This window comes from Streptomyces sp. NPDC052036 (assembly GCF_040680495.1).
Classification (GTDB): domain Bacteria; phylum Actinomycetota; class Actinomycetes; order Streptomycetales; family Streptomycetaceae; genus Streptomyces.
This window is the reverse complement of the sequence record NZ_JBFAWW010000032.1, coordinates 14,730-33,132: the sequence shown is the minus strand read 5'-3', so window position 1 is coordinate 33,132 and position 18,403 is coordinate 14,730. Positions and strand designations below refer to the sequence as shown.

Here is an 18,403-nt window from a genome sequence, read left to right as displayed (position 1 = left end):
CAGATCCGCCCGCCTCAGCGCCCCGGCGCCGGCGCCCACCCGATCCGCCCGCCCGTACGCTCCCGGCGCCGGCGCACGCCCTCCGCGCGCAGACGATCCCGGCGCCGGTGACCGTTCCGGTCCCTTCCGCCTCTTCCGCACGAAACGTGCGAGGCTGAAGACGTTCAGCCACCGTCCCGCCGCACCCCGAGGAACCCCCGACCCATGAGCCCCGCCGAAGGCGACCGTGAACCCCAGCGCATTCTGATCGTCGACGACGAGCCCGCGGTCCGCGAAGCACTCCAGCGCAGCCTCGCCTTCGAGGGCTATGACACCGAGGTCGCCGTGGACGGCGCGGACGCCCTGGCGAAGTCCACCGCGTACCAGCCCGACCTGGTCGTCCTCGACATCCAGATGCCGCGGATGGACGGCCTCACCGCCGCCCGCCGGATGCGCGGCGCGGGCACCACCACCCCCATCCTGATGCTCACGGCCCGCGACACGGTCGGCGACCGCGTCACCGGTCTCGACGCCGGGGCCGACGACTACCTGGTCAAACCCTTCGAACTGGACGAGCTGTTCGCCCGTATCCGCGCCCTGCTCCGCCGCAGCTCGTACGCGGCCACCGCGGTGGGTGCCCTGGAGGAGGAGGCCCTGACCTTCGCGGACCTGCGGATGGACCTGGCGACGCGCGAGGTCTCACGGGGCGGGCGGCCGGTGGAACTGACCCGTACCGAGTTCACGCTCCTGGAGATGTTCCTGGCACATCCGCGCCAGGTGCTGACCCGCGAGCAGATCCTCAAGGCGGTCTGGGGCTTCGACTTCGAACCGTCGTCGAACTCCCTCGACGTGTATGTGATGTACCTGCGCCGCAAGACCGAGGCGGGCGGCGAACCCCGTCTGGTGCACACAGTGCGCGGTGTGGGCTACGTCCTGCGGCAGGGCGGCGCCGAGTGATCAAGCGTTTCCGCTCCCTGCCGCTGCGCTCCCGGCTCGCTCTGCTGGTGGCGGCGGCGGTGGCGTTCGGGGTGGCGGCGGTGTCGGTGAGCTGCTGGTTCATCGTGCAGGGCAAGCTGTACGAGCAGGTGGACAGCGACCTGAAGAGCTCCACCGCGCCGGTGCGGCCGGGCGGTCTGGCGAACGTCCTGGCCGACTGCACCACCACGCCCTCCCCGCAGGGCGACCGCGGCCCAGAGATGAGCACGTACTACACGCAGGTGGTCAGCGTCGACGGCCAGATCTGCGTGTACCCGAACTCGGCCGGCATGGTCAAGATCACCCACAGCGACACCGAGATCGCCCAGAACCCGACCCACGGGATCCTCCACAACAGCGTCGACAGCAAGGGCGCGCCGGTGCGGGTGCTGACGACGCCCCTGCTGAGCGAGAGCCCCGCGGGCCCTCAGCTGAACCCGGGCTATGTCCTGATCGTGGCGTACCCCCTGAAGGACACCGACAAGACGCTCGACGACCTCGCCGTGATCCTCCTCATCGTGTCCGGCCTCGGCGTCGTGGGCGCCGGTGCCGTCGGCCTGGCCGTGGCCCGTGCGGGTCTGCGCCCCGTCGACAAGCTGACGGAGGCCGTCGAACACATCGCCCGGACCGAGGACCTGACCACGCGGATCCCGGTGGACGAGGTCAGCATGGACGAGATCGCCCGGCTGTCCCGCTCCTTCAACTCGATGACCTCGGCCCTCGCCAGCTCCCGCGAACTGCAGCAGCAGCTGATCGCGGACGCCGGCCATGAGCTGCGCACCCCGCTCACGTCCCTGCGCACCAACATCGAACTGCTCACCCGCAGCGAGGAGACGGGCCGCCCGCTCCCCGCGGAGGACCGCAAGGCGCTCCTCGACTCGGTGAAGGCCCAGATGACCGAGCTGGCCTCGCTGATCGGTGACCTCCAGGAGCTGTCCCGCCCCGAGAAGGGTCTGCACGCCGGCAAGGCCCAGGTGGTGGAGTTGCAGGACACCGTCGAGGCCGCCCTGCGCCGGGCCCGGCTGCGGGGCCCCGAGCTGACCATCACGACGGCCCTCCAGCCCTGGTACGTCCAGGCGGAGCCGTCCGCGCTGGAGCGGGCGGTCGTGAACATCCTCGACAACGCGGTGAAGTTCAGCCCCGACGGCGGCACGATCGACGTCGCCCTCGCCAACGGCGTCCTGACGGTCCGCGACCACGGCCCCGGCATCCCGGCCGAGGAACTCCCGCATGTCTTCGACCGCTTCTGGCGCTCCCCCTCGGCCCGCGCGCTGCCCGGCTCCGGCCTCGGCCTGTCGATCGTGGCCCGCACGGTCCAGCAGGCGGGCGGCGAGGTGGCCCTTCAGCCGGCGGACGGCGGAGGCACGGTGGCGACGCTCCGGCTACCGGGCGCCCCGACACCGCCGCCCACTCCGGACGAGTGACCGCCGGACCTTCCCACACCCCTCCCGGTTCCCTCCCCTCCTCCCGGCCCGCCCCTTACCCTCGTATCCATGACCAGCGACGACACCGCCCGCCCGGCACCGACCCGCTCCATCGACACCGTCACCACGCTCCCCCCCGCACAGGCCGAGGCCGTGCTGGAGCTGCTCGCCGACGCCGCCCGGGTCGACGGACAACAGGCGGTGTCCGAGCAGGGGCGGCTGCAACTGCGCGGCGGTGAGCGTGAGGGCGTCTCCCATCTGCTGCTGAAGGTCGGCGAGACGCTCGTCGGGTACGCCCAGCTGGAGGACACCGACCCGGTGGAGGCCCCGGCCGCCGAACTGGTCGTGCACCCCTCGTACCGCGGCCACGGGCACGGCCGGGCGCTGGGCGCCGCCCTTCTGGCCGCCTCCGGCAAGCGGCTGCGGGTGTGGGCGCACGGCGGTCACTCCGCCGCCCGCCACCTCGCCCAGGTGCTCGGCCTCACCCTCTTCCGCGAACTGCGCCAGCTGCGCCGCCCGTTGGACCAGCTCGAACTGCCCGAGCCGAAGCTGCCCGACGGTGTCACCGTCCGCACCTTCGTGCCCGGCCAGGACGACGCGGCCTGGCTCGCCGTCAACGGCGAGGCCTTCGCCCACCACCCCGAGCAGGGCTCCCTGACCCAGCGCGACCTCGACGACCGCAAGGCCGAGTCGTGGTTCGACCCGCAGGGCTTCTTCCTCGCGGAGCGGGAGGGTGCGCACGGCCCCGAACTCATCGGCTTCCACTGGACCAAGGTCCACGCGGAGGAACAGCTCGGCGAGGTGTACGTCCTCGGTGTCCGGCCCGGCGCCCAGGGCGGCGGCCTCGGTCGCTCCCTCACCACGATCGGACTGCGGTACCTCACCGCCCAGGGCCTGCCGACCGCCATGCTCTACGTCGATGCGGACAACGCGGCGGCGCTCGCGGTGTACGAGCGGCTGGGCTTCAGCACCTACGAGACGGATCTGATGTACCGGACGGAGACCTGAGAGACCTGAGAGACCGGTGAGCCGCTGCCGGGTCCGGAGCACCGGCAGCAGGTGTCCGCGCAGGGGCTCCGGCAGCGGCACGGCGCCCGTCGGCGGGGCACGCAGACCGGGCAGCCCCCCGCTGACGGGCCACCGCCCGGCCGGGTGACGACGGTCCCCACCGAGCCCGCGGCAGCCCTCGGCGGAACTTGCGGGAGACCCGGGCCCGACCGCAGCAGCCCCAGCGCGACCAGAAGCAGCCCCCGCCCCGTGCACCGCACCCGTCCCGGGCCGGGGCGCCGTATACGCCCCGTCCAGCCCTTCGTACGCCGCCACGCCTCCTGTAGACGTCCGCGAGCCTCTCCGCGCTATCCCGCACGTCATGTCGCCGTAACCATTGATTCAGACGGACTTGCGACGCTCAGCCAATGAACGCCGTCGTGCCAGAGCCCTCGCCGCCCCCGCACCACGGGGCCGGCGCGGAACGCGGGGTTCCGTTCTCCGCACCGCCGCCCGCCCGCTCCGACGCGCCTGTCACCCGGTCGGCGCGGAAGAATGGGTTTATGAGCCAGCAGAACGCCCAGGCACCGGCCCACCCGTCCCCCGCCGCCCCCCGCGAGGGGGAACCCTCGGGTCGCGCGAACACGCAGAATCAGCAGCCCTCTGTGGGTTCCATCGCCGCGCACCGCCCGCACACCGTGGCCGCGACGGTCTCCGAACTCGAACCCGACATCGACGCCGACCTCGACGCCTACGAGGAGGGAGAGGGCGCCCAGCTGCCGCAGGGCCGCTTCCTCGACCGCGAGCGCAGCTGGCTCCAGTTCAACGAGCGCGTGCTCGAACTGGCCGAGGACCCGAACACACCCCTGCTGGAGCGCGCCAAGTTCCTGGCGATCTTCGCCAGCAACCTGGACGAGTTCTTCATGGTCCGGGTGGCGGGTCTGAAGCGCCGTATCGCCACCGGTGTCGCCACCCGCTCGGCGTCCGGCCTCCAGCCCCGCGAGGTGCTGGAGATGATCTGGGCCCGCTCCCGCGAGCTCATGGCCCGGCACGCGGCCTGCTTCCACGAGGACGTCGCCCCCGCGCTCGCGGAGGAGGGCATCCACCTGGTCCGCTGGAACGATCTGACGGACAAGGAGCAGGCGCGCCTGTTCACGCTGTTCCGGCACCAGATCTTCCCGGTGCTCACCCCGCTGGCCGTCGACCCCGCGCACCCCTTCCCGTACATCTCGGGACTCTCGCTCAACCTCGCGGTCGTCGTGCGCAACCCGGTCTCCGGCCACCGCCACTTCGCGCGCGTCAAGGTGCCGCCGCTGCTCTCCCGCTTCCTGGAGGCCTCCCCGCAGCGCTACGTCCCCATCGAGGACGTCATCGCCGCGCACCTGGAGGAGTTGTTCCCGGGCATGGAGGTGCTGGAGCACCACACCTTCCGGATAACGCGCAACGAGGACCTCGAGGTCGAGGAGGACGACGCCGAGAACCTGCTCCAGGCCCTGGAGAAGGAGCTCATGCGGCGCCGCTTCGGACCGCCGGTGCGCCTGGAGGTCGAGGAGTCCATCGACCGGTATGTGCTGGACCTGCTGGTGCGCGAGCTGAAGATCTCCGAGGCCGAGGTGTACCCGCTGCCGGGTCCCCTGGACCTCACCGGTCTCTTCGGCATCGCCGCCCTCGACCGACCCGAGCTCAAGTACCCGAAGTTCGTCGCGGGCACCCACCGTGACCTCGCGGAGGTCGAGTCGGCGTCCGCGCCCGACATCTTCGCGGCGCTGCGGGAACGGGACGTCCTGCTGCACCACCCGTACGACAGCTTCTCCACCTCGGTGCAGGCGTTCCTGGAGCAGGCGGCCGCCGACCCGGACGTGCTCGCCATCAAGCAGACGCTGTACCGGACCTCGGAGACCTCGCCGATCGTCGACGCGCTCATCGACGCGGCCGAGTCCGGCAAGCAGGTCCTGGTGCTGGTCGAGATCAAGGCCCGCTTCGACGAGCAGGCCAACATCAAGTGGGCCCGCAAGCTGGAGGAGGCGGGCTGCCATGTCGTCTGGGGGCTCGTCGGCCTGAAGACGCACTGCAAGCTGTCCCTGGTCGTACGGCAGGAGGGCGAGACGCTCCGCCGCTACAGCCATGTCGGCACGGGCAACTACCACCCGAAGACCGCACGCCTGTACGAGGACCTGGGGCTGCTGACCGCCGACCCGCAGGTGGGCGCGGACCTGTCCGACCTGTTCAACAGGCTGTCCGGCTACTCCCGCCGGGAGACCTACCGCCGGCTGCTGGTCGCCCCCAAGTCCCTGCGCGACGGCCTGGTCTCCCGGATCGACAAGGAGATCCAGCACCACCGGGCCGGCCGGCCCGCGTGCGTGCGCATCAAGGTCAACTCGATGGTGGACGAGGCGATCATCGACGCGCTCTACCGCGCGTCGCAGGCCGGCGTCCCGGTCGATGTGTGGGTGCGCGGCATCTGCGCGGTGCGCCCCGGCGTCACCGGCCTGTCGGAGAACATACGGGTGCGGTCCATCCTCGGCCGCTTCCTCGAACACTCGCGTGTCTTCGTGTTCGGAAACGGTGGCGAACCCGAGGTGTGGATCGGCAGTGCCGACATGATGCACCGCAACCTCGACCGCCGCATCGAAGCACTTGTCAGGGTCACCGACCCGGCGCACCGGGCGGCCCTCAACCGGCTCATCGAGACCGGCATGTCCGACACCACGGCCTCCTGGCACCTGGGCCCGGACGGCGAGTGGACCCGGCACGCGACCGACGCGGACGGCCAGCCCCTGCGGAACATCCAGGAGATGCTCATAGACGCCCGGAGGCGCCGGCGTGGCACAGCAACACCTTGACCCCCCCACCAACCCCACGGCCGGGCCCACCGGGGACGCCCTCGCGGGCTACCTGCGGGCCCAGGCCACGGAGTTTCTCCGCTCGCTGCGGCAGCACCGGGAGACCGGTGTGGGTGGACCCTCGGCTCATGGGGGTCCCCCGGCCCGAGCGAGGTCGAGAGTGGGGGAGGAGCCGCACGTGGGGGGTCCCGACGACTCCGGCGACGCGGCGCTCGCCCTGCGGCGCTCGGCCCGCCGCATCAGCGGCACGCTGCACACCTTCCGTCCTCTCCTGGACGCCGACTGGTCGGAGGCGATGCGCCCGGAGCTCGCGTGGCTCTCGGGCACTCTCGCCCGCGAGCACGCGTACGCGGCCCGGCTCGAACGGCTGCTGCTCGCGCTGCACCGGCTGTCGGGCTCCTCGGTCTTCCCCGCGCCGACGGGGGGCGCGGCGGAGTCCGGCACCGGGCCGCGCAGCCAGCCCGGCGTCCCTGAGCGGGGCAATCTGACCGTCGGCGCGGCGAAGGCGGGAGCCCTGCTGGAGCGCCAGCTGACCCTGGCCCGGACGCGCGCCCACTCCGCGGCCCTCCAGGCCCTCGGCTCCAGCCGGTTCCACGCGGTGGCGGACAGTGTCGCCGTCCTCGCCAGCGAGGTCCCGCTCACGTCCGCGGCGGCCACCGCCGATCTGCGTCCGCTGGCCGCCGCCGCGGAGGAGCGTCTGTGCGACGCGGTGGCCACGCTGCCGCTGGTCACCGCGGGCCACCCGTACAACGCGGAGGCCCTGATCCACGGCCTGTCCCCCGACCCGGCCCCGCACCCCCAGGACGGCCCCTGGCACCAGGTCCGGCTGCTGCTGCGCCTGCACCGCTATGCCCGGGAGGTGCTCTACGGGGAGGACGCGCCCGTCGACGTACGACTGCTGGCGGCGGGCCAGGCCCTGAACCGGCACCGGGACGCCTCGGAGGCCGCCGCGGCCGCCGCGGCGGCGGCGCGCACCCCGCGCATCGCCCCGGCCACGGCGTACGCGCTGGGCGTGCTGCACGCCGACCAGCGCCATGAGGTGGAGGCGGCCCGCTTCGCGTTCCAGCAGTCATGGCAGAAGCAGGCGGTGGGTACCCCGTAGGCGCCCCGGGGCGGGCGCACTCACCGGCTCCCGCCCCCGACTCCGCGGGCACACGCACGACGGCACGGCACAACAGCACGGCAGGCACTCGCACGACGGCACGGCACACCGCGACAGGCGTGCCGCAGCCACGAGAGAGGAGCCGGAGCACCCGATGAACGACGACATCATCCGCGCGGCGGGCTGTGTCCTGTGGCGCCGTTCCCCCGTAGACGGCGAACCGCAGATCTGCCTGGTCCACCGGCCCAGATACGACGACTGGTCCCATCCCAAGGGCAAGCTCAAGCGCGATGAGGACCCGCTCGCGGGTGCGCTGCGCGAGGTGGCGGAGGAGACGGGGTACACCGCCGTCCCCGGCGCGCCCCTGCCCACCGCCCGCTACGAGGCGAACGGCCGCCCCAAGCAGGTCCACTACTGGGCGGCCGAGGCGACGGCGGGCTCCTTCGCCCCGAACCGCGAGGTCGACCGCATCCTGTGGCTCCCGCCCGCCGCGGCCCGGGCCCGGCTGACCCAGCCGCGCGACCGGGAACTGGTCGATGCCTCGCTCAACGTACTTAACCTGACATAAGGGCCATGCACCCCGAAAAAGGGCAACCGCTCGACGCCCGCGCCCGCACGGAGCGCGGTACCGCGCGGGCGGCCGGAAACAACCGCAACCGGCCGAAACTCGCAGGCCAACCACCCACCAGTGCGGCCCGGCCACCGGAATGACCCCGTGTCCGAGACGTAAGCGTTCCGTGACCTAACCACACCGACCGCAGGGGTTCACCTTCCGTTCACTCTCGACCATCGGCAGCTTCACCTGTTCTGCCTAATTTCGGCCGTACACGGTGCGAAGCGCGCATGGGGCGTGCTGTCGCGTTCACCGTCACAGCAGCCCTGACGGGCTACCACACTTCGCACGCCGCCGCGGACGGCGGCTTCTGGAAGGAACTCCCGAAAGTGATGCTTCAGCGCAAGAACCGGCTTCGCGCCCTTTCGCTCGGTGCTGTCGCCGTCTCCGGCGCCCTGGCCCTGACGGCGTGCGGCTCCGATGACACGGGCAAGAGCAACAACAGCGGCGGCAGCTCGGCCTCGGCGTCCAGCGCCTCCGCCATCAAGTGCGACAACGCCAAGGGCCAGCTGCAGGCCTCCGGCTCTTCCGCGCAGAAGAACGCGATCGACGCGTGGGTCAAGCAGTACACGCAGTCCTGCCACGACGTTCAGATCAACTACAACCCGACCGGTTCGGGCGCCGGCGTCACCGCGTTCCTCGGTGGCCAGACCGCGTTCGCCGGCTCGGACTCCGCGCTGAAGCCCGACGAGGTCACCCAGTCGAGCAAGGTCTGCACCGGTGGCGGCAAGGCCATCGACCTCCCGATGGTCGGCGGCCCGATCGCGGTCGGCTTCAACGTGCCGGGCGTCGACAGCCTGGTCCTCGACCCGTCCACCATCGCCCAGATCTTCAACGGCAAGATCAAGATGTGGAACGACAAGGCGATCGCGAAGCTGAACCCGAGCGCCAAGCTGCCGGCCCTCAAGATCCAGGCCTTCCACCGCTCGGACGAGTCCGGCACCACGGACAACTTCACCAAGTACCTGATCGCCACCGCCAAGAGCGACTGGCCCTACTCGGGCGGCAAGGCCTGGCAGGCCAAGGGCGGCCAGTCCGCTCAGGGCTCCGCCGGTCTGGCCCAGCAGGTCAAGCAGACCTCGGGTGCGATCTCCTACTTCGAGCTGTCCTACGCCGCCGACGGCATCAAGACGGTCGACCTCAAGACCGGCGCCTCCACCCCGGCCAAGGCCACCGTCGAGAACGCCACCAAGGCCATCGCGAGCGCCAAGGTCGCCGGCACCGGCAAGGACCTGGCCCTCAAGCTGAACTACCAGCCGACCGAGGACGGCGCCTACCCGCTGACCCTCGTCACCTACGAGATCGTCTGCGACAAGGGCAACAAGGCCGACACCCTGCCGGCCGTCAAGTCCTTCCTCAACTACATCGCGTCGGAGGACGGCCAGAACCAGCTGGCCGAGGCCAAGTACGCGCCGATCCCCGCCGAGATCAACTCCAAGGTTCGCGAGACCATCTCGAGCCTGAGCTGACCCGATGTGCGGCCCGCTCCCCGAAGGGGGAGCGGGCCGCACCGTCCGGTGCACCGCCGCCTGGAGCCGCCAACCCGCCACGGCTCCGCAGACCGGAGATCCTGATGGACATCACTACACAGAACACAGAAGCGCCTCCCCCCGCCCCCCAGCCTTCCGCGGCCTCGCACAAGCGCACGAGCCGCGGCGCCACCCGCCCCGGGGACCGGATCTTCCTCGGTCTCTCCCGTGGGTCGGGCATCTTCCTTCTGGTGATCATGGCCGCGATCGCGGTCTTCCTCGCCTACCGTGCGACCGTCGCGATCAGCAACGACCACGGCAACTTCCTGACCACGTTCGAGTGGAACACCAACCTGACCCCGCCGGTCTTCGGCATCGCGGTCCTGGCCTTCGGCACGGTCGTCTCCTCGATCATCGCCATGGCCATCGCGGTCCCGGTCGCGGTCGGTATCGCGCTGTTCCTCACGCACTACTCGCCGCGCAAGCTCGCCGGGCTCATCGCCTACGTCATCGACCTGCTCGCCGCCGTGCCGTCCATCGTCTACGGCCTGTGGGGCGCCCTGGTCCTCGTACCGCACATGGCCGGTCTGTTCGGCTGGCTGAACGACTACCTCGGCTGGACCGGCATCTTCTCCTGGCAGGGCGGTGCCCCGCGCTCCCTCCTCACCGTCGGCATCCTGCTCGCGATCATGATCCTCCCGATCATCACCAACGTGAGCCGTGAGGTCTTCCGGCAGGTCCCGCAGATGCACGAGGAAGCGGCCCTCGCCCTCGGCGCCACGCGCTGGGAGGTCATCCGGATGGCCGTGCTGCCGTTCGGCCGCTCCGGTGTGATCTCCGCGTCGATGCTCGGCCTCGGCCGTGCGCTCGGCGAGACGATGGCCGTCGCCACCGTCCTCTCCCCGACCTTCGACATCCAGACCAGCCTGCTGGACCCGGGCGGCGGCACCTTCGCCCAGAACATCGCCAGCAAGTTCGGCGAGGCCACCGACCAGGGCCGTGACGCCCTCATCGCCTCCGGCCTGGTCCTCTTCGTCATCACCCTGCTGGTCAACGGTGCGGCTCGCGTGATCATCGCCCGCCGCAAGGAGTACTCGGGGGCCAACGCATGAGCACCGCAGCCGTCAGCGACAAGCGTGTGAGCACCCTGCGCGGTGCCAGCCTGCCGAAGTGGTCGCCCTGGGCGATCGCCGCGGGCTCGATCGCCGTGGGACTGGGCATCAGCCTGGCCGCAGGCCTCGACAGCAGCATCCAGTGGGCCCTGATGGCCGCGGTCCTGTTCGTCGTCGGCACGTACGCCATCGCGGCGCGCGTCGAGGGCCGCCGGCAGGCCAAGGACCGGATCGCGACCAGCCTCGTCTGGGTCTGCTTCCTCCTCGCGGTCATCCCGCTGGCCTCCCTCATCTGGGAGACCCTCAAGCGCGGTGTGAAGGTCTTCGACGTCTACTTCCTCACCCACTCGATGGGCGTGGTCGCCGACACCGAGACCGGCGGTGGTATCTACCACGCGATCCTCGGCACCCTGGAGCAGGTCGGCCTCGCCACGGTGATCGCCGTGCCGGTCGGTGTGCTGACCGCCGTCTACCTCGTCGAGTACGGGCGCGGCAAGCTCGCCCGGTCCGTCACCTTCTTCGTCGACGTCATGACGGGTATCCCGTCGATCGTCGCCGGTCTGTTCGTCCTCAGCTTCTGGATCCTCATCCTCGACATGGGCTACTCCGGCTTCGCCGGTTCGCTGGCCCTGGCGATCCTGATGATGCCCGTGGTGGTCCGCTCCACGGAGGAGATGCTCAAGCTCGTCCCGAACGAGCTGCGCGAGGCGTCCCTCGCGCTGGGTGTCCCGAAGTGGCGCACCATCCTCAAGGTGGTGCTGCCGACCTCGATCGGCGGTATCACGACGGGTGTGATGCTCTCCATCGCACGTATCACCGGCGAAACGGCGCCGATGCTGCTGCTGGTGTGGGGCACCAACTTCATCAACAGCGACCCGTTCAAGGACCCGCAGGCCTCGCTGCCGCTGTACATCTACCAGCAGTACGCGAACAGCGCCGGTTCCGGCGCGGCCTACGACCGGGCCTGGGCGGCGGCACTCGCCCTCATCGCCTTCGTGATGATCCTCAATCTGGTGGCCCGCGGCATCGCCCGCTGGAAGGCCCCGAAGACCGGTCGCTAAAGGCGACGATTTCCGGCTCCGCCGGTCGGGGCCCACAGCGACTGATACTGGAAGTGAAGTAGTCATGGCCAAGCGAATCGACGTAAGCGGTCTCACCGCCTACTACGGCTCCCACAAGGCGATCGAGGACATCTCGATGGCGGTCGAGCCGCGTTCGGTGACGGCGTTCATCGGCCCCTCGGGCTGCGGCAAGTCGACGTTCCTGCGCACGCTCAACCGCATGCACGAGGTGACGTCGGGCGGACGCGTCGAGGGCAAGGTGCTCCTCGACAACGAGGACCTCTACGGCGCCGGGGTCGACCCCGTCTCGGTCCGCCGCGAGGTGGGCATGGTCTTCCAGCGCCCGAACCCCTTCCCCACGATGTCGATCTTCGACAACGTGGCGGCGGGCCTGCGGCTGAACGGCAACTACAAGAAGTCCGAGCTGAGCGACGTCGTGGAGAAGTCGCTCAAGGGCGCCAACCTCTGGAACGAGGTCAAGGACCGCCTGAACAAGCCTGGCTCCGGCCTGTCCGGTGGCCAGCAGCAGCGTCTGTGCATCGCCCGCGCGATCGCGGTCGAGCCGAAGGTGCTGCTCATGGACGAGCCCTGCTCGGCCCTGGACCCGATCTCCACCCTCGCGATCGAGGACCTCATCGGTGAGCTGAAGGAGCGCTTCACGATCGTCATCGTGACGCACAACATGCAGCAGGCCGCGCGTGTCTCCGACCGCACCGCGTTCTTCAACCTGGCGGCCGTGGGCCAGCCCGGCCGACTGATCGAGATCGACGAGACGGAGCGGATCTTCTCCAACCCGTCGGTCCAGGCGACGGAGGACTACATCTCGGGTCGCTTCGGCTGATCCGAGCCTGGTCCGAGGACCCCTCGCGGTGCTGCATGGCGGTGCCACCGTGAGGTAGAAGAGGGCCCGCCCCTGGCTCCCGGGGGCGGGCCCATTCGCGTTATTCGGCGACTTCCGTGCGTTCCCACCACTGGTAGACGGTGACCTGCCCCTCCTGGCTGTTCTCGTGTCGCGGCGTCATCTTGTAGTGCTCGTATCCGCCGAGGTGCGGGATCTTCAGCTCTTTTCCGGGCGGGACAATGGGCACGAGCTTGCCCGCGAGATCGTCCGGCCCGCCTTCGAGGAGTGCCTTCGCAGTCATAGCTCCAGTCTTGTCATGCGCCCGGACCCCGCATCTCGAACCGGGGGCGCAGAGGCGTGAGGGGGCACACAGCAAGGCACCCCATCTCCTGGCCGGCGGCTTCGGTGAAGCCCCGCCGGGCGGGAGATGGGGTGCGAAGAAAGGTTTCTGCTCCGGCCCTCCGGCCGGGTGGCTACAGGAACGCCAGATTGACCAGCCAGAAGGCGCACGCCGCCACGATCGCCGCCGCGGGCATCGTGATGAACCAGCCCAGGACGATGTTCTTGGCGATGCCCCAGCGCACGGCGTTCACCCGCTTCGTCGCGCCCACGCCCATGATCGCCGACGTTATGACGTGCGTCGTGGAGATCGGCGCCTTGAACAGGTACGCCGTCGCGAACATGATCGAAGCGCCCGTGGTCTCCGCCGCGAACCCCTGCGGCGGATCCAGTTCGATGATCTTGCGGCCGAGCGTGCGCATGATGCGCCAACCGCCCGCGTACGTCCCCAGCGACAGCATCGCCGCGGAGACGAGCTTCACCCATACCGGGATCGGGTCGCCGTAGTGCTGGACATCACCGATGACCAGCGCCATCGTCACGACGCCCATGGTCTTCTGCGCGTCCTGGAGGCCGTGGCCGAGCGCCATGCCCGCCGCCGAGACGGTCTGCGCTATGCGGAATCCCCGCTTCGCCTTGTGGGGACTGGCCCGGCGGAAGATCCACATGATGGCCGTCATCACCAGATAGCCGACGATCAGGCCCACCACAGGGGACAGGAACATCGGCGTGACGATCTTGTCCAGGACCCCGGACCAGTACACCGTCGTCCCGCCGGCCAGCGCCGCGCCCACCAGTCCGCCGAAGAGCGCGTGTGACGAGGACGATGGCAGGCCGAAGTACCACGTGACCAGGTTCCAGACGATCGCGCCGAGCAGTGCCGCGAAGAGGATGCCCATCCCCTTGCCGCCGGAGGGCGTCTGGATCAGGCCCTCGCTGACCGTCTTCGCCACCTCGTTGCCGAGGAACGCGCCGGCGAGGTTCATCACCGCCGCCATTGCCAGCGCGGCGCGCGGCGTCAGCGCGCGCGTCGACACCGAGGTGGCGATGGCGTTCGCCGAGTCGTGAAAGCCGTTGGTATACGCGAAGAACAGCGCGATCAGGATGGTGAGGATCAGAGCAAAGGTGTCCATGGACGCCTCAGGACTCCTTGACCGCGATGGTCTCCACGGTATTGGCCACGTGTTCGAACGCGTCCGCCGCTTCCTCCAGCACGTCCACGATCTGCTTGAGCTTCAGGACCTCGATCGCGTCGTACTTGCCGTTGAACAGATGGGCGAGCAGTTTGCGGTGGATCTGGTCCGCCTGGTTCTCCAGACGGTTCACCTCGATCCAGTACTCGGTCAGGTTCTCCATCGTGCGCAGATGGGGCATCGCCTCGGCCGTCAGCTCGGCCGCCCGCGCCAGCACCTCGATCTGCTGTTCGACGCCCTTCGGCAGCTCCTCGATGTTGTAGAGGACGACCAGGTCGACGGCCTCCTCCATGAAGTCCATGATGTCGTCCAGGGAGGACGCGAGGGAGTAGATGTCCTCACGGTCGAACGGCGTGATGAACGAGGAGTTCAGCTGGTGGAAGATCGCGTGCGTGGCGTCGTCACCGGCGTGTTCCGCGGCCCGCATACGCTCTGCGATCTCGGCCCGGGCGGAGGCGTCCGCCCCGAGCAGTTCCATCAGGAGTTTCGAGCCCGTGACGATGTTGTCCGCGGACGCGGCAAACATGTCATAGAAGCTCGTCTCCCTGGGGGTCAGACGAAAGCGCACGTGGGGTCCTCAGGATGCTTCGGTTTCGGTCAGGCTGATGCTAGGCACATCATCCGGCCACGGCTAAGGGGCCGTCCTCCAGTGTCGCCCATCGGACACGGTGGTCAGCACGGGGGCGGTACGGGGGCGGCCAAGGCTCTGGCCAAGGGCCCTATACCCAGCAAAGTTCGTTACCATATACCCGCCAGGGGTATATGTCCGTGCCGGAAAGTGCAGGATCCGCCACAGCGGGCCGTCCGTCCGGTTCCGTCTCCCCGGGCAACTGTCGACAGGAGGACGCGATGACGACCACCGAGGCCGGCGCGGCGTCGCCCTCCGAGGGCGACGGGACCGGGGCCGTGGTGACCGACCACGACCGCGGCATCCACGGCTACCACAAGCAGAAGGACGAGCACCTCAAGCGGCTGCGCCGGATCGAGGGCCAGATCCGCGGCCTGCAGCGCATGGTCGACGAGGACGTGTACTGCATCGACATACTCACGCAGGTCTCCGCCTCGACGAAGGCCCTGCAGTCCTTCGCGCTCCAGCTCCTGGAGGAGCATCTGCGCCACTGCGTCGCGGACGCGGCGCTCAAGGGCGGCTCGGAGATCGACGCGAAGGTGGAGGAGGCCGCGAGGGCGATCGGCCGGCTGCTGCGCACCTGACGCCGCAGGCGGGCGGGGCGTCCGCCGCCGGGCGGCGGATCACGGCTCACCCCCCGGTCGCGTCCCGTTCCTCGGCCACCCTGAGCACCTCGTCGATGCTCTCCAGACTGAGCCGGTCCTCGTGTGCGGCCGAGGCGGCGATGATCAGGTCGCCGCACAGCTCGATCTCGGCGAGGGCCACGTGGTCCTGTACTGCCGTACCGCCGAGCGGAGCCACGTGCATCACCTCTTTCTGCCGTCACCGACTTCCTAGGGTAGGGAGCGGTCTACGCGCCGCGCATGGCACGGACGGACCATTTCCGGCCCCCTCAGCCGCGCCACTTCCGGCCTGTCCGCCCCGGCGACGCCCGGCCCTCCTCACTGCTCCGCGATCTTCCCGGCGAAGATGTCCCTGGTCGCCGGCAGTCGTACGTCGACCCGGGCCCCGAAGCCGAAGAGCAGCGTCGTCGACGCCACCGCGACGGTCGTCCTCTGCCGGCCGTTGACAAAGCTGAAGCGGTGGCGCACCTTCCGCAGGCGCCCCTGGTCGTCGAGATAGGCGTCGAACGGCACCTCGGCCGTGGCGAACCCTTTCGCCGCCGCCCGGAACGGCTCCTGGTCCACGGCCGGAACGCTCTGTGCCGCGAGGGCGATGTCGGCGACTCCCCGGTAGTGCCGCACAGGGACTCCCTCGACCTCGGCCTGTCCGACGTATCGCGCGCTGCGGGCCCCGCGCAGCAACTGGGCCGCCGCGTAGGGATCGGTGGCGCCGCCGGTGACGAGGTTGCCGTCGGAGAGCGTGGCCGTGTCGACCCGTACCCATTTGTCGGCGGGCACTCCCGCGCCCCGGTTCTTCATGAACAGGGATCCGGGGGAGAGCAGTTCGGTGATGGGGCGGTGCTCCTCGGTGCCGGCGGGGTCCCTCGGCAGCAGGACGGTCAGCCGGCCGAGCCGGGCGCGGTAGTCGTAGACGCCCTCGCCGTGGATGGTGACCCGGGTGCCGCCGGTGGCCATCTCCATCGACGTCCGCGTCCGTGAACTGCCCGCCCGCACCAGGGCCCCGGCCGCCCGGCGCAGTTCCCGGACGGCGTCCGTGCCGGAGGGCGCGTCGTCGGCGACGGCCCCGCCGCCCGCGCATCCGGTGGCCGAGGTGCCGCAGACCAGCAGTCCCAGGGTCGCAATGACCGCCGCACCGACCCGACCGTGCTGCCGCATCACCATCGTCCGCCTACCCCCAGCCGGTACGCCCCGGTGTACCTCCTGTCGTTTCGGTTAACGACCAGTAGGGAGAGCCGTCACGCGCCCCGGGGGCTCATACGCCTTGGCCCGCAGCACACTTGCCTTGGGTAACCTTGTCGGAGTGGAACAAGGGGACATGGCCGCCGGCCCGGACGCGCACCGCGCGACGACGGTGGAGCAGGGCCGGTTCTGTGTGGCCCGGTGCACCTGCGGCTGGCGAGGGCCGGCACGCAGAGCCCGCAGCCTCGCGCGGACGGACGCCGAGGGGCATGCCGGCAGCGGGGACGGCCGACCGGACCATCTCCGGCAGAACGACTGAAAACGGTCATATCCAGTCGCAACTGCCTGGCGCTGTAGCGATTCTGTGGCACTTTTCTGCGAACTCGTGGCACGGGCGGACCATCTCACTCCACAGGAACCCATGGGAGGCCCACATGCAACGGCGTATGTTCATCGGCGGAAGCACCGCCGCACTCGCGACGGCCGTGACCGCCGCGTGCACCGGCGGTACCAGCAGCTCCGCGGCGGCCGCGGGCACTGCGAACGCCGAGGGCACGTCGGTGCGTACAGCCACCACCACCGCCCCCCGTGCTGCCGCCGCCAACCTGACGGCTCTGGCCAAGGACCTGGCGGGCACCCTGGTCCGCCCCGGCGACCACACCTGGCCCGCGGCCCACCAGCTCTACAACACCCGCTTCGACTCCCTGAAGCCCTCGGCGGTCGCCTATGTGGCGCACGCCGACGACATCCGCACCGTGCTGGCGTACGCCCGGGCCCACCACGTCAAGGTCGCGATACGCAACGGCGGACACTCCTACGCCGGTTGGTCCTCCGGCGACGGCCGGCTGATCCTCGACGTCTCGAAGCTCAACAAGATCCGGGCGAGCGGCAGCGAAGCGGTCGTCGGCGCGGGCTCCAAGCTGATAGACGTCTACCGCGCGCTCACCGCGAAGGGCGTCACCATCCCCGCCGGCTCCTGCCCCACCGTCGGCGTCTCCGGACTCACCCTCGGCGGCGGCCACGGCGTGGTCTCCCGGGCGTACGGACTGACCTGCGACAGCCTCACCCAGGCGACCCTCATCACCGCCGACGGCAAGCAGCTGGTCGCGAACGCCACCGAGAACAAGGACCTCTTCTGGGCCCTGCGCGGCGCGGGCAACGGCAACTTCGGCGTCGTCACCGAACTGCGCTTCAAGACGCACCCGGCGCCGCAGGCCGTGTCGGCCTATGTGACCTGGCCCTGGACCAAGGCCGCCGCCGTGCTCAAGGCCTGGCAGGAGTGGGGCCCCGACCAGCCCGACGAGATCTGGTCCTCCTGCCACCTGGAGAACGGCGGCACGCCCACCGTCTCCGTCGCCGCGTTCTCGCTCGGCACGTACGGGGAACTGCAGAACGCGGTCGACCGCCTGGCCGCCAGGGTGGGCGCCCCCGCCCGTAGCGTCACGCTCAAGCGGCACACGTACGAGGGCGCGATGGAGGCGTACGCCGGCTGCTCGTCCTTCCCCACCGCCGCCCAGTGCCATCTGCCGGGCTCGACGCCGGGCCGCTCGCCGCAGGGCGCCCTCGGCCGCGAGACCTACGCGGCCCGCTCGGACTTCTTCGACCGCTCGATCCCGGCGGCCGGCATCCAGACCATCCTGAACCAGGTCGCGCAGGCGCGGGGCGGCGCGGGCAGCGTCGCGTTCACCGCGCTCGGCGGTGCGGTCAACCGGGTCTCGCCGACGGCCACCGCGTTCGTGCACCGCCGCTCGCGCATGCTGGCGCAGTACATCGCGAGCTGGGGCGCGGGCTCCTCCGGCACGACGGCCCAGTCCTGGCTGACGTCCGCGCACTCCTCCATGCGCGCCTACGCGTCCGGGGCCGCGTACCAGAACTACACGGACCCGACCCTGACGAACTGGCGGAAGGCGTACTACGGGGACGCGGCCACCCGGCTCGCCCAGCTGAAGCACCAGTACGACCCGACCGGCTTCTTCACGTTCCCGCAGTCTCTGTAGGGAACGCGGCGAGTCTCTGCAGGGAACGCGGCGCGCGG

At 70.3% G+C, this 18,403-nt stretch carries 18 protein-coding genes; 13 read left to right on the top strand and 5 right to left on the bottom strand.

What is annotated here, in order from left to right; translation table 11 throughout:
* Window positions 1–204: 204 nt before the first annotated feature.
* The 10 genes from AB0L95_RS31850 to pstB all read left to right on the top strand — a co-directional run bounded on the left by AB0L95_RS31850 (window position 205) and on the right by pstB (window position 12,406).
* Window positions 205–936: a response regulator transcription factor gene (locus tag AB0L95_RS31850; protein ID WP_365167604.1), complete on the top strand. Its 732-nt coding sequence runs from the start codon at window positions 205–207 to the stop codon at window positions 934–936.
* Window positions 933–2,378, top strand: coding sequence for a HAMP domain-containing sensor histidine kinase (locus tag AB0L95_RS31845; RefSeq protein ID WP_365167602.1), 1,446 nt, complete (start codon window positions 933–935; stop codon window positions 2,376–2,378). The genes AB0L95_RS31850 and AB0L95_RS31845 overlap by 4 nt, the downstream gene beginning before the upstream one ends.
* Window positions 2,379–2,447: 69 nt before the next feature.
* On the top strand, window positions 2,448–3,386 hold the full coding sequence (gene mshD, locus AB0L95_RS31840; RefSeq protein WP_365167600.1) for a mycothiol synthase: 939 nt from the start codon (window positions 2,448–2,450) through the stop codon (window positions 3,384–3,386).
* 542 nt (window positions 3,387–3,928) lie between these two features.
* Window positions 3,929–6,208 carry an RNA degradosome polyphosphate kinase gene (locus AB0L95_RS31835; RefSeq protein WP_365167597.1) on the top strand — a complete coding sequence of 760 codons (2,280 nt, stop codon included), beginning with the start codon at window positions 3,929–3,931 and terminating at the stop codon, window positions 6,206–6,208.
* A complete protein-coding gene (locus tag AB0L95_RS31830; protein WP_365167595.1) occupies window positions 6,189–7,310 on the top strand; it encodes a CHAD domain-containing protein in 1,122 nt (373 codons plus the stop codon). Before AB0L95_RS31835 ends, AB0L95_RS31830 begins: the two co-directional genes overlap by 20 nt.
* A gap of 154 nt (window positions 7,311–7,464) precedes the next feature.
* Complete coding sequence (locus AB0L95_RS31825; RefSeq protein WP_365167593.1) at window positions 7,465–7,878, top strand: NUDIX hydrolase; 414 nt, start codon at window positions 7,465–7,467, stop codon at window positions 7,876–7,878.
* Between the two features lie 374 nt (window positions 7,879–8,252).
* Complete coding sequence (gene pstS / locus AB0L95_RS31820; protein ID WP_365167732.1) at window positions 8,253–9,392, top strand: phosphate ABC transporter substrate-binding protein PstS; 1,140 nt, start codon at window positions 8,253–8,255, stop codon at window positions 9,390–9,392.
* A gap of 104 nt (window positions 9,393–9,496) precedes the next feature.
* The gene (gene pstC / locus AB0L95_RS31815) at window positions 9,497–10,504 is read left to right on the top strand and encodes a phosphate ABC transporter permease subunit PstC (RefSeq protein WP_365167591.1); all 1,008 of its coding nucleotides are present in this window, start codon (window positions 9,497–9,499) and stop codon (window positions 10,502–10,504) included.
* Window positions 10,501–11,565 carry a phosphate ABC transporter permease PstA gene (gene pstA, locus AB0L95_RS31810; protein WP_365167589.1) on the top strand — a complete coding sequence of 355 codons (1,065 nt, stop codon included), beginning with the start codon at window positions 10,501–10,503 and terminating at the stop codon, window positions 11,563–11,565. Before pstC ends, pstA begins: the two co-directional genes overlap by 4 nt.
* Before the next feature lie 64 nt (window positions 11,566–11,629).
* Entirely contained in the window at window positions 11,630–12,406 is a 777-nt protein-coding gene (gene pstB / locus AB0L95_RS31805) for a phosphate ABC transporter ATP-binding protein PstB (RefSeq protein WP_365167587.1), read from the top strand.
* Window positions 12,407–12,506: 100 nt separating this feature from the next.
* On the opposite strand, the gene AB0L95_RS31800 is transcribed toward pstB, so the two are convergent.
* The 3 genes from AB0L95_RS31800 to AB0L95_RS31790 all read right to left on the bottom strand — a co-directional run bounded on the left by AB0L95_RS31800 (window position 12,507) and on the right by AB0L95_RS31790 (window position 14,506).
* Window positions 12,507–12,707 (bottom strand): DUF5988 family protein, encoded by a 201-nt coding sequence (locus AB0L95_RS31800; protein ID WP_365167585.1) that lies wholly within the window; start codon window positions 12,705–12,707, stop codon window positions 12,507–12,509.
* A 172-nt stretch (window positions 12,708–12,879) separates the two neighbouring features.
* Window positions 12,880–13,878: an inorganic phosphate transporter gene (locus AB0L95_RS31795; protein ID WP_365167583.1), complete on the bottom strand. Its 999-nt coding sequence runs from the start codon at window positions 13,876–13,878 to the stop codon at window positions 12,880–12,882.
* Window positions 13,879–13,885: 7 nt separating this feature from the next.
* Window positions 13,886–14,506: a DUF47 family protein gene (locus AB0L95_RS31790; protein ID WP_030183796.1), complete on the bottom strand. Its 621-nt coding sequence runs from the start codon at window positions 14,504–14,506 to the stop codon at window positions 13,886–13,888.
* A gap of 281 nt (window positions 14,507–14,787) precedes the next feature.
* On the opposite strand from AB0L95_RS31790, the gene AB0L95_RS31785 reads away from it, so the two are divergent.
* Window positions 14,788–15,150: a metal-sensitive transcriptional regulator gene (locus tag AB0L95_RS31785; protein ID WP_365167581.1), complete on the top strand. Its 363-nt coding sequence runs from the start codon at window positions 14,788–14,790 to the stop codon at window positions 15,148–15,150.
* Between the two features lie 46 nt (window positions 15,151–15,196).
* On the opposite strand, the gene AB0L95_RS31780 is transcribed toward AB0L95_RS31785, so the two are convergent.
* Complete coding sequence (locus AB0L95_RS31780) at window positions 15,197–15,373, bottom strand: hypothetical protein (protein WP_355919676.1); 177 nt, start codon at window positions 15,371–15,373, stop codon at window positions 15,197–15,199.
* Window positions 15,374–15,507: 134 nt separating this feature from the next.
* Window positions 15,508–16,350 (bottom strand): hypothetical protein, encoded by an 843-nt coding sequence (locus AB0L95_RS31775; protein WP_365167578.1) that lies wholly within the window; start codon window positions 16,348–16,350, stop codon window positions 15,508–15,510.
* A 154-nt stretch (window positions 16,351–16,504) separates the two neighbouring features.
* Here AB0L95_RS31775 and AB0L95_RS31770 point away from each other — a divergent pair, with 154 nt between their 5' ends.
* Together AB0L95_RS31770 and AB0L95_RS31765 are read left to right on the top strand one after the other, a co-directional pair.
* Entirely contained in the window at window positions 16,505–16,687 is a 183-nt protein-coding gene (locus AB0L95_RS31770; RefSeq protein WP_365167729.1) for a hypothetical protein, read from the top strand.
* 115 nt (window positions 16,688–16,802) lie between these two features.
* On the top strand, window positions 16,803–18,365 hold the full coding sequence (locus tag AB0L95_RS31765; RefSeq protein ID WP_365167576.1) for an FAD-binding oxidoreductase: 1,563 nt from the start codon (window positions 16,803–16,805) through the stop codon (window positions 18,363–18,365).
* Window positions 18,366–18,403: the final 38 nt, after the last annotated feature.